Here is a 15,831-nt window from a genome sequence, read left to right as displayed (position 1 = left end):
AAGCCCCTTAACCACCTTAAAAGGATGGTAATTGACGACTTAGGAAAGATGAATCTCAGCTAAGAATTAAATCATAAAACAAAATAGTTAATAGGGAGAAATCATGGCAGAACCAAAATACAAACGTGTCCTCATTAAGCTTTCAGGTGAAGCTCTAGCTGGTGAACGAGGTGTTGGGATTGATCTTCCAACTGTCCAAGCTATGGCTAAAGAAATTGCTGAGGTAGCGGATTCAGGTATTCAAATTGCTCTAGTTATCGGTGGTGGTAACCTTTGGCGTGGGGAACCTGCAGCTGAAGCAGGAATGGATCGTGTTCAAGCAGACTATACTGGTATGCTTGGAACAACTATGAATGCCCTTGTTATGGCAGATAGTTTGAAACAACTCGGTGTTGATACACGTGTTCAGACAGCGATTGATATGAAATCTGTGGCAGAGCCTTATATTCGTGGTCGTGCCCTTCGTCACCTTGAAAAAGGTCGTATTGTTATCTTTGCAGCAGGTATTGGTTCACCGTACTTCTCAACAGATACAACAGCGGCTCTTCGTGCAGCTGAGATTGAAGCTGATGCTATTCTTATGGCTAAAAACGGTGTTGATGGTGTCTACAATGACGACCCTCGTAAAAACGCTGATGCCGTTAAGTTTGACGAGTTGACACACGTGGAAGTTATTAAACGTGGTTTGAAAATCATGGATGCCACAGCTTCTACCCTTTCAATGGATAATGACATTGACCTTGTTGTCTTCAATATGAACGAACCAGGAAACATCAAACGTGTTATCTTTGGTGAACAAATTGGAACAACTGTATCTAACAAAGCAGAATCACACAAATAAGAAAGAGAGAATTTATGACAAACGCAATTATTGAAAAAGCAAAAGAACGTTTCGCCCACTCACATGAGTCATTGGCCCGTGAATTTGGATCTATCCGTGCAGGTCGTGCCAATGCATCACTTCTTGACCGCATCACTGTAGAATACTATGGTGCTCCAACACCACTTAACCAATTGGCTTCAATCACCGTTCCTGAAGCACGTGTCCTTTTGATTTCACCATTTGATAAAGGCTCAATTGCTGATATCGAACGTGCTATCAACGAATCTGACCTTGGTATTAACCCAGCTAACGACGGTTCTGTTGTACGCTTGGTTATCCCAGCACTTACAGAAGAAACACGTAAAGAGTTGGCTAAAGAAGTGAAAAAAGTCGGCGAAAATGCTAAAATTGCTATCCGTAACATCCGCCGTGATGCTATGGATGAAGCTAAGAAGCAAGAAAAAGACAAAGAAATCACAGAAGATCAATTGAAAGCTTTGGAAAAGGATATCCAAAAAGCAACTGATGATGCTGTTAAGAAGATTGACAGCATGACAGCAGAAAAGGAAAAAGAACTCCTTACTGTTTAATCAATAGAAAAATAAGGAGAGTGGGACAGAAGCAAAAGAGCATGGACTATGTTAGCTTCCTTGTCCGACTCTCTTTTTAGAGGAAAAAAGATGAATACATTACTTGGAACAATCATTACTGCACTAGTAGCTGATGAAAATGACAAATTTTACTTTGTTCAAAAGGACGGTGTAACTTTTGCCTTGTCTAAAGAAGAAGGGGAGCACGCTATTGGTGACATGGTGACAGGTTTCGCCTACACAGACAGCAAGCAAAAATCACGTCTAACGCAAAAAGAAATCAAAGCCACTCGTGATTCCTATGATTGGGGAGAAGTTACTGAAGTCCGCAAGGATTTGGGTGTTTTTGTAGACGTAGGAATTCCAGATAAGGAAATCGTAGTCTCTTTAGATGTTTTACCTGAACTCAAAGAGCTTTGGCCTAAGAAAGGTGACAAACTCTATATCAAACTCGATGTTGATAAAAAGGATCGTATTTGGGGACTTCCTGCCGAACCTGAGGTCTTCCAACGTATGGCTGGTCCTGCTTACGATAATATGCAAAACCAAAAATGGCCAGCCATTGCCTACCGTCTCAAACTCTCAGGAACCTTTGTTTATCTACCAGAGAATAACATGCTTGGTTTCATCCATCCATCAGAACGTTATGCGGAGCCACGCTTAGGTCAGGTCCTTGAAGCGCGTGTGATTGGGTTCAGAGAAGTTGACCGTACCCTCAATCTTTCTCTTAAACCACGTTCTTTTGAAATGCTCGGAAATGATTCACAGATGATTTTGACCTATTTAGAGAGCAATGGTGGCTTTATGACACTTAATGACAAGTCATCACCAGCGGATATCAAGGCAACCTTCGGCATTTCTAAGGGACAATTTAAGAAAGCTTTAGGTGGTCTGATGAAGGCAAAAAAAATCAAACAAGATCAGTTTGGAACTGAATTAATCGGTTAGGAGAAGGTATGAGAAAATCCTTTTATACTTGGCTCATGGCCCAGCGTAATCCCAAATCAAATGAACCAGTAGCAATCTTGGCTGACTTGGCTTTTGAAGATTCAACCTTTCCTAAACATACAGATGACTTCGAAGAAGTCAGTCGCTACCTGGAAGATCAAGCTAGTTTCTCATTTAATCTTGGTCAGTTTGATCAGATTTGGGAAGACTATCTTGCTCATTAATAGCGACTAAGTCTAGGATAAGCAAAAAGACTCTTAGCATTTTCTTTTAAAAGCAGTTACCATTTGAGCTAGATGAATTGTTACAATTTTTTACAAATATCTCAGCTGTTTTTCAATAAATTAGGCTTGTTACAACTAGTTAGTAATTGCTTTAAAGTGCAGTAAATCACCCCTTTTTTGACAAAAAGTGTGGTATCATTGTAGATGTTAAAATTGTTAAAAAAGGAATGAATTATACATGTTATCAAAATCTAAAACAACAAAGGCACTTCTTTACTCGACCGCAGCACTTTCACTTTTTGCTGCAAGTCACGTACATGCCGATGAAACTTCAAACTGGGCAGCTCGTTCAGTAGATCAAATCAAAGCAGACATCGCTGTAAGTGACAACCAACAAACTTATACAGTTCAATACGGTGATACTTTGGGAAGTATCGCTGAAGCAATGGGTATCGATGTGAATGTTTTGGCTAACATCAATCAAATCACAAACATTGATTTGATTTACCCTGGAACAGTCTTGACAGCAACTTACAATGCTGATAATCAAGCTGTCTCTGTTAAAGTTGAAGCTCCAGCTTCAGAAACATCAACTACACCTGTAGTTGCAGAAGCTAATTTGACAACTAACGAAGTGACTGTCAATGGTCAATCTGTAGTTGCAGCGGACTTGACAGCTCCAGTTGAAACAGTAAGCACAACAGCTACTCAAGCACCTGCTACAGAAGAATCAACTCAAGCTGTTTCAGAAGTAACAGAAGCTATCGCTTCAGCATCAGAAGCACCAGCATACGCAGAAACTGAACAACCAGTTGCTGATGCTATTGATCATGTCACTGCGTCAGCAGAGGCTACACCTGAAGCAGAAACTACTCCAGCTGCTGAAACACCAGCACAACCTGAAGTAAAAGAAGAAGCTCCAGCGGCAGAACCAGCAGCAACATCAGAAGCGTCTTCAGAAGCACCAGCGACTTCAGAAGCACCAGCAGAGCAACCAGCAGCAACATCAGAAGCTGCTTCAGAGGCACCAGCTGCTTCAGAAGCACCAGCAGAACAGCCAGCGGTAGAACCAGCAGCAACATCAGAAGTGGCATCAGAGGCACCAGCGGCTTCAGAGGCACCAGCAGCACAACCCGCATCAACAAATACACTTCCAACGGATCCACACCTTCAACCACAAGCTGAAGCTTTCCGTCAAGATGTAGCAGCACAATTCGGTCTTACTGACATCGGTGGTTACCGTGAAGGTGACCCACAAGACCATGGTAAAGGACTTGCCGTTGACGTTATGGTACCAGTTGGTTCAGAAGTTGGTAATCAAGTCGCTCAATATGCTGTAGACAATATCTCAAATGCAGGTATTTCATATGTCATCTACAGACAACAATTCTACGCACCAGTAGATAATATCTACGGACCAGCTAACACATGGAACCAAATGCCAGACCGTGGTAGCGTTACTGAAAACCACTATGACCATGTTCACGTGTCATTTAATGAATAAGTCAGAATAATAAAAAGTCACGCCTGGCGTGATTTTTTTGATATAATGGAGAAAAAGACGAAAGAAAGAGGAACTCTATTTGCAAGAGTATTCTGTTGAAATTACCCTAAATCACCCAGATGATGTCTTGTCACTTTTTGGGACCAATGAGCGCCATCTAAAACTTATTGAAGAAAACCTAAATGTTATCATTCATGCTCGAACAGAGCGTGTGCAGATCCTTGGAGATGACGAGGAAAGTGTTGAATTGGCTCGTTTGACCATTCAAGCCCTCCTTGTTTTGGTGGAGCGTGGAATGTTAGTCAACACCTCAGATGTTGTTGCAGCCTTAACCATGGCTCAAGATGGTTCGATTGACAAATTTGTTGCCCTTTACGAAGAAGAAATTATTAAAGACCATAGTGGCAAACCAATCCGAGTGAAGACCTTGGGGCAAAAGGTTTATGTTGATAGCATTAAAAACCATGATGTGGTCTTTGGGATTGGTCCAGCTGGTACAGGGAAGACTTTTTTGGCGGTTACCCTTGCGGTTACAGCTCTTAAACGTGGTCAAGTTAAACGTATAGTTTTGACACGTCCAGCAGTTGAGGCGGGTGAGAGCCTTGGTTTCTTGCCTGGTGATCTCAAGGAAAAGGTGGATCCTTACCTTCGGCCTGTTTATGATGCCCTTTATCAAATTCTCGGCAAGGAGCAGACGACCCGACTTATGGAACGTGAAATTATTGAGATTGCCCCCCTCGCTTATATGCGTGGTCGTACCCTAGAGGATGCCTTTGTTATCCTTGATGAAGCACAAAATACAACCATCATGCAAATGAAAATGTTCTTGACTCGTCTTGGTTTTAATTCTAAGATGATTGTCAATGGGGACATGAGTCAGATTGACTTGCCACGTCGTGTTAAATCAGGCCTGATTGATGCCATGGAGAAATTAAAGGGAATCAAGGCTATTGATTTTGTTCACTTCTCTGCTAGTGATGTCGTACGTCACCCAGTAGTAGCTGATATCATTAATGCTTATGAAAAAGATGCACCTAAGTTTGATCTTGAGAAAAAATCAGAAGAATCAGACCAGGCTAAAGAAGTAGTATCAGGATTGACCGAATACCCAGTCATTGGTGCTGAGGATCTTAAAAAGTAAATAGCTGAAAAGAGGTTTGAGAGTATGAGTTCTCAACCTCTTTTTCTTTGGTAGTCAAGTCACAGATTTCCTCTCTATTTTTGGTAAAATAGTATTAAAGAGTAGGCTAATATGAAGGGGAGAGGTATGATTAAGGCAAAAAAATGGAAGATTGCTATCATTGTATTGCTTGGACTTGTTGCGACAGTCTTGATAGCCATAGGAGAGGGAAGATTTTGGAAGTATCAAGAGAACTATATTCCAGATGGTACCTATCAGATGATAAAATACGAGGATAAATCGGCATATTCCAATGAATTGATAAATAGGACTGAGCGGGGAGAGAATAATGATAGCTTATATGAGGATTTTATAGTTGTTGAGAATATGAAATCTCAATTTTATTATGTTTTTGTGGGAGATGGGGAATCTTTTGTCTCACCATTTGAGCACGATGAAAAGCTCCCACAGACTTTTGACCCACGTACAGGGACTTTGAAACAGGATTTAACAGTTTCTGAATATAAAGCTCTAGTGATTTCTCATATTGATAAGATTTCTAAAAAGGGAGAGGAGTACTCAAACGTAAAGGAAGTATCTGTCCAAAGGTGTGTAGATGATTATAAAAAAATGTTGAAGCAAAAAAGAACTTATGAAAAGCGCCCTAATGGTCTCGTTCTGACTGTTTATACTAATGATGGACATATTGAGTCGCGTAGAACTTTTAAACGATTGAGCTCAGAGGAAGCCAAAGGGGTCAAAAGTGGTTATGATAGGGATTATGAGTATGCCTTGAAGTATTATAATTATTCAAGGCATGATGGGGATTATCTCATCTGGCGCTGATCCACTTATCGTGCAAGCGCCTCTTTACTATCAAGAATCATAGCCTAATGTTTTATTAAAAAACCTTACAGTCTTTATGATAATTGTCAAATACTATTTCACCATTTATTTTGGTACAATAGAACGGTAGACCAATAAAAAAGGAGATTATTATGAACCAGCAAGAGTGGATTGAGTACTTTGAATTAGTCAACGGTCGCAAACCAACTCCCGCAGAGTTAGCTCAAGCTCAAGCAGCAGGCGAGTTTATCCTTGAACGACCTAACCCTAACGTCTTTGGCTCAAATGGACAGGCGACGGAGCAAAGACCGATTAAGCCAGCTGAACCTGTGATAACGATGACACAGCAGCCTCAGTTTGCACAAACAACAGCAACCTTCCAACAAGTCGTACCTGCTAAAAAAGGTATGTCTAAGAAAACTAAGATTATTTTGGCGTCAGTCTTGGGTGCTGTGGCAGTGATTTTACTTTCTGTTGGTGGCTATTCATTATGGCGTTATCAGTCAGGAAAAATTGTAGATGGAACCTATGAAGTAGTTTCTTTCTCTCGTTATGATGAAGACAAAGATAAAATGGTTGATGGCATAGATGAATACAAGGACGAAGGTTTGGACTTGCAGTCTTTTGTAGTTGTAAAGAATAATCAATCTAGAACCTACAATTTAGTAGAGAGTGACAATAAATCATATGTTAGTTTGATGGACTATGAGACAGATGTTCCTCAGGTATTTGATCCGTGGAATAGAACAGAGAGTCAAGTTTTAGATGCGGATCAAGTCGAAGATGTCACAAAAGACTTCATGAAAAAGATGAGAAAAGACTATTCGTTTTATACCAAAGAGGAAGCTGACAAAGTCGTTAAAAAAACAACAAGAGAATATAAAGATACCTTGAAGGAAAAACGTACCTATGTCAAGCATGGCGATGAATACACTCTGACTACTTATGATAAAAAAGGGAAGCTTCAGTCACGTATTACTTATAAACGTATGAGTAAGGGAGACGCTGAGGAGCGCTGGGATGACTATAAGGATGCCATCAAAGATTATAAGAAAGATTTGAAGACTTATAGTGATCAATATGATGACTTCAAGGATTACTATGATTATGGTTATGGCTACAATTATGGCTATGGTTATGGTAATGACTATGGCTATGGTAATAGCGATGACTATGGTAGTGGTTCTAAATCAGGCTCTGACGATAGTAAAAGTAGTAAAAAATCTAGTGATAAAATCTAATCACCCAATGATGTAAATGAGTAAAGTGGTACGAGAAGGAGAGCCAAAACTCCATTCTGGTATCGCTTTTCTTTATATGGAAATAATCAAATAGCCTTGGAGTCTTTTTTCTGTTAGAATGGAAGTATCAATGAAAAAGGGGACTTTTATGAACGAAAAAGAGTGGTTAGATTATTTCGAAACAATCAATAATCGTAAGCCGACAGAGGAAGAAATCCAACAAGCAAAAGCTAATGGGGAATTTATTTCTCAAGAGGCTAAGGACGAGGGTGTTAATCCACAGCAAGCTCAGTTGAGTGACCAAGTGACACAAGCCGTTTCACAAGTTGCTCCTGCTAAGACAGGCTTGTCTAAGAAAGCTAAAATTATTATTGCTTCTGTAGTGGGGGCGATTGTCCTAGTGGCACTTTCATTTGGTGGCTATGCATTTATGCACCTGCAAAGCGGTAAAATACCTGAAGGAACCTATCTACTTGAAACTTATCGCTTTTACCATAAAGATAAGAAGAAAATGGTTGATGGTATGGAATCTTTCAAGGAAAGTGGCCTAGAGGCTCATGATTTTGTTAAAGTCAAAGGTAACAATGTTAAATTTTATTTTTATACCTTAGCTGGCGGGAACAATCTGGTTGACTTTACAGACTATGATACTGACGAAGCATACCGTCCAGATGCTTGGTCTAGAACGCTTAAACCAAACATGTCACTATCTGAATATTCGAAAGTCATTGACCAGGCAGTAGATAATCAATACAAAATAAGTGAATATCGAACTCAGGCTGATAACGATGAAAGTAAAAAGATTTACGTTAAATCCTACAAAGAATCTCTTGAAGAAACCGTTCGATACAAGGTTAAGGGTAATAAATTGATTGTCACTACTTATAATAAGAAAGGCAAACTTACAGAAGAAAGAAGTTTCAAACGCCTATCAGAGGATGACGTGAAGAAATTAGATTATGACTATGAACGTGATGTTAGAGCGGATAAAAAGCTCTTTCAAAACTAGTAATGTTTAAAACCAGCTTAGCTGGTTTTTTTAGTGTCCAAAACGTGCTATAATAAGATGTTATATCATCAGTGTTAGCCCATTTGTTAACATATGAAAGGAAATTAAAATGACAAAAACATTCTACATCACAACACCTATCTACTACCCATCTGGTAAATTGCATATTGGTTCTGCTTATACAACTATTGCTTGTGACGTCTTGGCACGTTACAAACGTATGATGAACTATGATGTCTTCTACCTTACTGGGCTTGATGAACACGGCCAAAAGATTCAACAAAAGGCTGAAGAAGCAGGAATCACACCACAAGAGTATGTGGACGGTATGGCTGTTGGTGTTAAGGACCTCTGGCAACTTTTGGATATCTCATACGATAAATTCATCCGTACGACTGATGATTACCATGAAAAAGTTGTTGCTCAAGTTTTCGAGCGTCTCTTGGAACAAGGAGATATCTACCTTGGTGAATACTCAGGATGGTATTCAGTTTCAGATGAAGAATTTTTCACTGAAAGTCAGTTGGCAGAAGTTTACCGTGATGAAGAAGGTAATGTCATTGGCGGGGTAGCTCCATCAGGACATGAAGTAGAGCTTGTTTCTGAAGAATCATATTTCTTTAAACTTAGTAACTACGCAGACCGTTTGACTGCCTTCTTTAAAGAACATCCAGAATTTATCCAACCTGATGGTCGTATGAATGAAATGCTTAAAAACTTCATCGAGCCAGGCTTGGAAGACTTGGCTGTGTCACGTACAACCTTTACCTGGGGAGTAAAAGTACCATCAGATCCAAAACACGTGGTTTATGTGTGGATTGATGCTCTTATCAACTATATCACTGCCCTTGGTTATGGTCAGGATGAGCATGGTAACTTTGATTTATTCTGGCAAAATGATGAAAACCACGAAATCATCCACATGATTGGTAAGGATATCCTTCGTTTCCACTCAATCTACTGGCCAATCATCCTTATGGCTCTTGATTTGCCATTGCCTACACGTCTTGTTGCCCACGGTTGGTTCGTCATGAAAGATGGTAAGATGTCTAAGTCTAAAGGAAACGTGATTTATCCAGAAATGTTGGTAGAGCGTTTTGGTCTTGATCCACTCCGTTACTACCTCATGCGTAGTCTTCCAGTCGGTTCAGATGGCACCTTCACACCAGAAGACTACGTGGCTCGTATTAACTACGAATTGGCTAACGACCTTGGAAACCTCCTCAACCGTACAGTTGCCATGATTAACAAGTATTTCGGTGGTCAAGTGCCTGCCTATGTTGAGAACGTTACAGACTTTGATGCTGATTTGGCTAAGGTTGTGGCTGAAAATATCGAAGAGTTCCACAAACAAATGAACGCTGTAGATTTCCCACGTGCCTTGGACGCCGTTTGGAATATCATTTCACGTACCAATAAGTATATTGATGAAACAGCTCCATGGGTCCTTGCAAAAGAAGATGGTGACAAGGAACAATTGGCAGCGGTCATGGCTCACTTGGCAGCTAGTCTTCGTGTGGTAGCCCACCTCATCCAACCATTTATGATGACAACTTCAAATGCCATCATGGAACAACTTGGTTTGCCAGTAACATTTGACCTTGAAAATCTTGAACTTTCAGGCTTCCCAGAGAATGTGACAGTCGTTTCAAAAGGAACTCCAATCTTTCCACGTCTGGACATGGATGAAGAGATTGCCTACATCCAATCTCAAATGAACGCAGGCAAACCTCAAGAGAAGGAATGGAACCCAGAAGAGGTTGAACTTAAGTCTGAAAAAGACCAAATCAAATTTGATGACTTTGACAAGGTTGAAATCCGTGTCGCTGAAGTTAAAGAAGTAGAAAAAGTCGAAGGTTCAGACAAATTGCTTCGCTTCCGTCTTGACGCTGGTGACGGTGAAGATCGTCAAATTCTCTCAGGTATCGCTAAATTCTATCCAAACGAACAAGAGTTGGTCGGCAAGAAACTTCAAGTCGTGGCTAATCTCAAACCACGTAAGATGATGAAAAAATATGTCAGCCAAGGTATGATTCTTTCCGCAGAACATGACGGAAAACTCACTGTCTTGACAGTAGATCCATCGGTTCCAAACGGAAGTGTGATTGGGTAAAATATCATAAAAAATAGTTTTTCAATTTTTTGAATTGGGAAACTGTTTTTTACTAATCTTCAGTTGTGAGTAAAGCGCTTGAAACAGATCTTTGTTGAGTGATCGAAAGTTTTGCTTCCTTAAAACCGGAAATCATCTACTCTTAAGGAAAGTCTTAAGAGGACTTGTTGTATAAGAAAACGAGTTCAGTCGAACTCGTTTTTTTTATACACTATATTTCAATAAATGTTTAATGCGTTCCACACTTTCATCAGGTCCATAAGCATTTGGGTATCGGTCTAGTTTACTGATAGCGTCAAGGTCTGCTTGGTCAAGGTGAAAGTCGAAGCTATTAAAGTTTTCCTTCATCCGTTCGATATGGGTACTTTTAGGAATGGTCAAAATCCCTTGTTGGGTTTGCCATCTGAGAATGACCTGGGCAACTGTCTTGCCATGTTTTTCAGCAATAGCAGTTAGAGTTGGGTCCTGAAAAATACCATCCTCTCCTCTATGAAAAGGAGCCCAGGCTTGCGTTAGGGTACCAAATTCCTTATCGGCTTTCTGGATCAGTTTGTGTTGTTTATAGGGATGCAACTCGATTTGATTGACTGCTGGAATGACCGGTGTTTGCAAGGCAAAATCCGCCAAACGCCCTGTTGAGAAGTTAGAAACACCAATGGCTCTAATAAGTTCTTCATGCTTAAGCTCAATCATAGCACGCCAGGCACCATGTAAGTCGCCAAAAGGTTGATGAATCAAATATAAATCAAGATAGTCAGTATCTAGTTTGCGAAGTGTTTCTTTTAGGGCTAATTTGGTATCTTCGTAGCCAAGCTGGCTAATCCAGGCCTTACTAGTCAGGAAAATATCCTCGCGAGGGATACCAGATGCCTTAATGGCACGTCCCACGGCTTCCTCATTTCGATAAAGGCTAGCAGTATCAATCAATCGATAGCCTACAGAAAGAGCGTCTTCAACGGCTTTTTGACATTCTTTTTGATCGAAAATTTGCCAGACACCAAAACCAAGTACGGGTATTTTGATGCCATTATTAAGTGTTTGAAATTCCATTTTCTTCTCCTTAGTGGTGGGGTAGTAAGCTATCCTGAATTTCCTCGATAAATGCTTGAATAATTGCGGATTGTTTCTGTTTATTATTGGTCACAAAACCCAAGGTGTGCTTTGGACTGTTCTTTAGTGGAAGTAAAACAATTTGGTCCTTAATGAAACTATTAACAATACCGAGACCAGAAGCGTAACTATCTGAGGCACAGAGCAGATTCATAACACTGCCTCGGTCATTACTGTAAATTACTTGTTGGTCAGGCAGAACCTCGAGAGGATCTTCGTCAAAATGGATTCCAGAGCTTTCTTGACGAAAGCGGACCTGTGGGTATCCCTCTAAATCTTTGAGATTGAGGGATTTTTTGTGAGCTAGGGGATGTTGGCGACCTAAGAAAATCTTAGTTTCAAACTCTCCAAGTGGGGTGAAAGTCAGATCCATGTGTTGGAAACTGCGTTCAAGGATATGGTCATTGTCTTCATCTAGATAAATAATCCCCAGGTCACTTTCGAAGCTCTCAACGCTTTTGAGAATCTTCCTAGTCGTTGTTTCAATCAGTTGAAATTCTTGATAATCACTACGAAAACGTTGGGCAATGTGAGCCATTGGAAGTGATAAGAAATCGTAGTGGTGACTGGCAACAGTGAATGATTTCTTGAATGATTTACGGTAACGTCCTTCTAGGAGATCTAACTCTCCAAGAATACGTTTGGCGTATTTGAGAAAATCATGACCGTCATCAGTTAGTTTAGCTCCTGTATTGGAACGTTCAAAGAGTTGGACACCAAGTTCTTCCTCTAAGTCACGGATGGATGCTGAGAGATTAGGCTGAGTCAAAAAGAGTTTTTTAGCAGCCTTACTAAAAGACCCTGTTTCAGCGATAGTCTGAACATAGCGACATTGTTGAAAATTCATAAGCATCCCCTTTGAAAAATATGATTGTAGGTCATATTATAACAAAATGAGAAGTCTAAAATCAGCAAAATTCTGATAGGAATAGATGAAGACCTGATATGAAATTTCTATGATTAAATCGTTTTAGGAGTAATTATGGAAATTGAGATAAGTCGTAAGAAAGCAGTTCTGATAAATGAAAAAACTGCATCCACAGGTTAGACACTGAAAATCTAACTTATGGGATGCAGTTTGAAATATTAGTCATTAAGATATCTAATGGCTTTCAATTTTTTAGGACGAATAAGAAAGAGTCCTAGGGCAATTAAAGGTAGCCATAAAATGAAATGCCAAATACTTGTAGCTGGTGCAGCCTGTGTTGATTGCGAGATAAGGACACTGGCAAAATCAATCAAAAAGTGCAGAATAATAGTCCACCACAGGCTACCAGTACGTAAGTAAATAGCCGCATAGAATATACCTATAGCTGTCGCATAATAAACCTGAAACAGAGTAGCATTCAAGGGTTGATGAGTGAGATTTACAAGATGAGCCAACCCAAAGGATAAGGCAGATAGGAGAACGACACCTAAAACCTGTTTTGAAGATTTAACACCATCTTGGAAGGCGATTTTAAGGAAGAGTCCGCGAGAAACATATTCCTCGAAAAAACCAGCCCCTAAGGCAATAGTCAAGGCAGTTCCTATCATGTGAGGTGCCTTAATGATACCAAAAGCACCCGCAGAAAGATAGAAGAAATCTGCTAAAAGAACCAACCAACATACACTTAAGGTTTCAGACCAACTGATCTTTTTAGTTGATTTTATTTTTAATCCTAGTCGCTTATGGACTAGGAAATAGTAGCCACACCCTAGGCCTAGTGTCTTTATGAGAAAGGCTATCTCCTCTGGCAGTGGCTTAAGAAGCAAACGAAGTACAAGGTTCGCAAAAATAATACTAACCCCAAAAAGGATCAGTGTCCTAGTTTCTTTTTTTGTCATTGAAAAGTCCCCCAACTTTCTTAACATTTTTTTCAAGCATACGACGAAAAACGACTAAAGTCAAGGACTTGAAGGTGTTTTTTATGTGTTTTTAGTTATGAAGAGGCCGGTTCTTGATGACCTGCTTCTAATAGAAAGCCTATTCTATCGTTGAAACAGTTTATTATGAGAAAAAAATGAACGGCTGTAAGAAAGTAATAAGTGAAAACTCTGTAAAATCCTTACGAATTATAATTAATTGTAAAGAAATGATTAAATTATAACAAAAGTGTGTCAAATTTTAAAAACATGTAGCAAATATATAATATTTTTTTCAGAAAGCTATTGCCAAATTTTGAAAATCACGGTAGTATATTAAACGGTGAAGAAAATAGGTTAATAAAATGTTAACCAAGAAGGAGAAAGTGTAAATGAAAGTCAATCCATTTAAAACAACATTGTATTCAAGCGTATTGCTTGCAGGACTCGCGGCTACAAGCGTAGCAGCTGCGGATGAAGCTAAAGATGTAACAGCAACTACTGATACTGATGCAACCGTATCAAATACGGCTGCAGAATCAAGTGCTAACCTTGTTAAAACAACAGGTGATGCAGCAGTTGTTACTACAGTACCTGGAACAGAAGAAAAAACTACTACTGAAACAGATACTACTGTAAAAACAACAACTAAAGCTATTGCTGAAGTTTCAAATCCTGACTTCGATAACGCTGTTGAAGCTGCAACAACGACTGCAGCAGCATCAAAAGATTCTGCTGATGTTAAAGCTGTCCAAGAACAAGCAGCTAAAGATGCTCAAGAAGCTTCAAATACAGTTGTTTCTGAAAATAAATTGACTCGTGAAGAAGCTGATGCAGCTCTTACATCTGCTAAAGCAAATGTTGTTGCAACAGGGGGATTCACAGCTACAGAAGAAGCAGGTGTTAAACACACTAGCGTCGAAGCTGCTAACAATGACAACAAAGTTCAAACAACAGCTTTGACAACTGCGGTTTCAGAATATAAACAAAAACTTGCAGATTACAAGACACAATTGGATAAATACTACCAAGACGTTCTTGCTTATGCTGCTTGGGAAAAATCATACAAAGAGTACACTGGTGGAACAACAGCTCGTCTTTTGACAAAAGGCTTGGCTGAAAATGCTACTGGCTTGATCTATAAAACAGAATCTGATGCTACTATGACTGTTGAAAACTCAGCAGGTTCTGTTGACTACTTGGATAAAACAATCCAATCAGGTCACTCAGTAGATGAAATCCTTGAACAATTCAACACATCTCGTTACATTCCAAGTGACTTTAGTGCAGCTAACGGTACACAATACACTATCAATGCTGACGGTGAATACACTGAAGATGTATGGTTGAAGATGGCTACAGGTCAAACATTGACTGTAACATACAACAACCTAAACGGAACATCATTCAATGGTACTCCAGTTAAGAAAATTGTTGCAACTTACACTTTGGTAGAAACACCAAGTACAGATGGTTCAGCCATTGTTAAGTTGTACCACGATCCAACTAAGACACTTTTCATTGGTTCACAAACTGACGACACTAACAAAAAACTTCACGTTAAGATGAACTTGAACTTCTTTGATTCTGAGTCATCAGTGACACCACTTGATTTGTCTAAGAACGGATCAGTTTTGAGTATCTCTTCACTTAACCACTGGAACACTGAGCTTGGAAACCACATTGAAAAAGTTGGTTTGAATGGTAATGAATACGTTCAAATTCCTGGTTCATCTATCACTTTGCATGAAGATGGTTATGCTTATGCAACAAACGATAACGAATTTGTGGCTAACGGTTCACGCTTTAACAGTGACCCAACAGTGGATCCAACAACTGGTGAAGTTACAGATGAAGGTTGGGATGCGATTAACCCAGACGGAACACCTCGTACGAAGAATGCCTACTATGGTGCTGCTGCAACAATCTTCAAGGGTGAACCAATGGACTTCATCGTAAGCGTAAATAACCTTAACGTTCCAACTGCTTACTGGTTCGCAACTAACTCAACAGTAGTTGTTCCTGAATTGCCAGAAGAACCAAACAAACCAGTTCTTCCAAACACTGTTTCAGCAAAAGTTACTTACCACAAAAACTTTGTATCTGTTGAAGAAACAACTGAGAAACCAAAACCTCAAGTACCAACAACTCCAACAGAACCTACACCAGGTAAACCTGTAACACCAACATCAGTACCTGTAAAAGAAGAAGCTCCAGCTCTTCCAGCTACTGGTGAAAAATCAACAGTAGCTTCTGCAGCAGCAGGTGCAGCTATGGTGACATCAGCTTTGGCCTTGTTCGGTATCTCAACTTACAAACGTAAACACTAAGATAATACATAAAAAAGCTAGGAAAATTTCCTAGTTTTTTTAGTTTGGAAAATCAAGTTAACCAGAAATAATAAAGATGAAATTTTCTGACATTTACTGGAATTACTTGATTTAGACTGAAAAAAGAA

General features: G+C 39.7%; 14 protein-coding genes. 11 read left to right on the top strand and 3 right to left on the bottom strand.

The window, feature by feature from the left end; translation table 11 throughout:
* Positions 1-103 precede the first annotated feature (103 nt).
* The 10 genes from pyrH to metG all read left to right on the top strand — a co-directional run bounded on the left by pyrH (position 104) and on the right by metG (position 10,418).
* Positions 104-841, top strand: coding sequence for a UMP kinase (pyrH, locus tag H7U04_RS01495; RefSeq protein ID WP_002885551.1), 738 nt, complete (start codon positions 104-106; stop codon positions 839-841).
* Positions 842-855: 14 nt separating this feature from the next.
* Positions 856-1,413 (top strand): ribosome recycling factor, encoded by a 558-nt coding sequence (gene frr, locus H7U04_RS01490; protein ID WP_002885567.1) that lies wholly within the window; start codon positions 856-858, stop codon positions 1,411-1,413.
* 90 nt (positions 1,414-1,503) lie between these two features.
* Positions 1,504-2,361 carry an RNA-binding virulence regulatory protein CvfB gene (gene cvfB, locus H7U04_RS01485; protein WP_080610280.1) on the top strand — a complete coding sequence of 286 codons (858 nt, stop codon included), beginning with the start codon at positions 1,504-1,506 and terminating at the stop codon, positions 2,359-2,361.
* A gap of 8 nt (positions 2,362-2,369) precedes the next feature.
* Positions 2,370-2,585: a YozE family protein gene (locus H7U04_RS01480; protein ID WP_002885591.1), complete on the top strand. Its 216-nt coding sequence runs from the start codon at positions 2,370-2,372 to the stop codon at positions 2,583-2,585.
* A 238-nt stretch (positions 2,586-2,823) separates the two neighbouring features.
* On the top strand, positions 2,824-4,089 hold the full coding sequence (locus tag H7U04_RS01475; RefSeq protein WP_110981064.1) for a LysM peptidoglycan-binding domain-containing protein: 1,266 nt from the start codon (positions 2,824-2,826) through the stop codon (positions 4,087-4,089).
* Between the two features lie 79 nt (positions 4,090-4,168).
* Positions 4,169-5,230, top strand: coding sequence for a PhoH family protein (locus H7U04_RS01470; RefSeq protein WP_080610282.1), 1,062 nt, complete (start codon positions 4,169-4,171; stop codon positions 5,228-5,230).
* Positions 5,231-5,356: 126 nt separating this feature from the next.
* Positions 5,357-6,055, top strand: coding sequence for a hypothetical protein (locus H7U04_RS01465; RefSeq protein WP_080611226.1), 699 nt, complete (start codon positions 5,357-5,359; stop codon positions 6,053-6,055).
* Positions 6,056-6,207: 152 nt separating this feature from the next.
* Complete coding sequence (locus H7U04_RS01460; RefSeq protein ID WP_002885565.1) at positions 6,208-7,296, top strand: hypothetical protein; 1,089 nt, start codon at positions 6,208-6,210, stop codon at positions 7,294-7,296.
* Between the two features lie 130 nt (positions 7,297-7,426).
* Entirely contained in the window at positions 7,427-8,305 is an 879-nt protein-coding gene (locus tag H7U04_RS01455; RefSeq protein WP_002885540.1) for a hypothetical protein, read from the top strand.
* 109 nt (positions 8,306-8,414) lie between these two features.
* Complete coding sequence (gene metG, locus H7U04_RS01450; RefSeq protein WP_110981063.1) at positions 8,415-10,418, top strand: methionine--tRNA ligase; 2,004 nt, start codon at positions 8,415-8,417, stop codon at positions 10,416-10,418.
* A 204-nt stretch (positions 10,419-10,622) separates the two neighbouring features.
* Here the strand turns inward: metG and H7U04_RS01445 are convergent, their stop codons facing one another.
* From H7U04_RS01445 to H7U04_RS01435, 3 genes are all read right to left on the bottom strand, one after another.
* Positions 10,623-11,468 carry an aldo/keto reductase gene (locus H7U04_RS01445; RefSeq protein ID WP_084869777.1) on the bottom strand — a complete coding sequence of 282 codons (846 nt, stop codon included), beginning with the start codon at positions 11,466-11,468 and terminating at the stop codon, positions 10,623-10,625.
* A 10-nt stretch (positions 11,469-11,478) separates the two neighbouring features.
* A complete protein-coding gene (locus H7U04_RS01440) occupies positions 11,479-12,375 on the bottom strand; it encodes a LysR family transcriptional regulator (protein ID WP_002885507.1) in 897 nt (298 codons plus the stop codon).
* 239 nt (positions 12,376-12,614) lie between these two features.
* Entirely contained in the window at positions 12,615-13,355 is a 741-nt protein-coding gene (locus H7U04_RS01435) for a CPBP family intramembrane glutamic endopeptidase (RefSeq protein ID WP_048790168.1), read from the bottom strand.
* Positions 13,356-13,765: 410 nt separating this feature from the next.
* Here H7U04_RS01435 and H7U04_RS01430 point away from each other — a divergent pair, with 410 nt between their 5' ends.
* Complete coding sequence (locus tag H7U04_RS01430; protein ID WP_110981062.1) at positions 13,766-15,703, top strand: GbpC/Spa domain-containing protein; 1,938 nt, start codon at positions 13,766-13,768, stop codon at positions 15,701-15,703.
* The last annotated feature ends 128 nt before the right edge of the window (positions 15,704-15,831 follow it).

Source organism: Streptococcus sp. 22.1, assembly GCF_016648645.1.
In the GTDB taxonomy this organism is placed as follows: domain Bacteria; phylum Bacillota; class Bacilli; order Lactobacillales; family Streptococcaceae; genus Streptococcus.
The sequence above is the reverse complement of the archived record's forward strand: the minus strand, read 5'-3'. Positions and strand labels throughout refer to the sequence as shown.

Excerpts from the sequence above, each read along its gene's own strand:
- pyrH (WP_002885551.1), top strand. The coding sequence starts at position 104 with ATGGCAGAACCAAAATACAAACGTGTCCTCATTAAGCTTTCAGGTGAA.
- frr (WP_002885567.1), top strand. The coding sequence starts at position 856 with ATGACAAACGCAATTATTGAAAAAGCAAAAGAACGTTTCGCCCACTCA.
- cvfB (WP_080610280.1), top strand. The coding sequence starts at position 1,504 with ATGAATACATTACTTGGAACAATCATTACTGCACTAGTAGCTGATGAA.
- H7U04_RS01480 (WP_002885591.1), top strand. The coding sequence starts at position 2,370 with ATGAGAAAATCCTTTTATACTTGGCTCATGGCCCAGCGTAATCCCAAA.
- H7U04_RS01475 (WP_110981064.1), top strand. The coding sequence starts at position 2,824 with ATGTTATCAAAATCTAAAACAACAAAGGCACTTCTTTACTCGACCGCA.
- H7U04_RS01465 (WP_080611226.1), top strand. The coding sequence starts at position 5,357 with ATGATTAAGGCAAAAAAATGGAAGATTGCTATCATTGTATTGCTTGGA.
- H7U04_RS01460 (WP_002885565.1), top strand. The coding sequence starts at position 6,208 with ATGAACCAGCAAGAGTGGATTGAGTACTTTGAATTAGTCAACGGTCGC.
- H7U04_RS01455 (WP_002885540.1), top strand. The coding sequence starts at position 7,427 with ATGAAAAAGGGGACTTTTATGAACGAAAAAGAGTGGTTAGATTATTTC.
- metG (WP_110981063.1), top strand. The coding sequence starts at position 8,415 with ATGACAAAAACATTCTACATCACAACACCTATCTACTACCCATCTGGT.
- H7U04_RS01445 (WP_084869777.1), bottom strand. The coding sequence starts at position 11,468 with ATGGAATTTCAAACACTTAATAATGGCATCAAAATACCCGTACTTGGT.
- H7U04_RS01440 (WP_002885507.1), bottom strand. The coding sequence starts at position 12,375 with ATGAATTTTCAACAATGTCGCTATGTTCAGACTATCGCTGAAACAGGG.
- H7U04_RS01435 (WP_048790168.1), bottom strand. The coding sequence starts at position 13,355 with ATGACAAAAAAAGAAACTAGGACACTGATCCTTTTTGGGGTTAGTATT.
- H7U04_RS01430 (WP_110981062.1), top strand. The coding sequence starts at position 13,766 with ATGAAAGTCAATCCATTTAAAACAACATTGTATTCAAGCGTATTGCTT.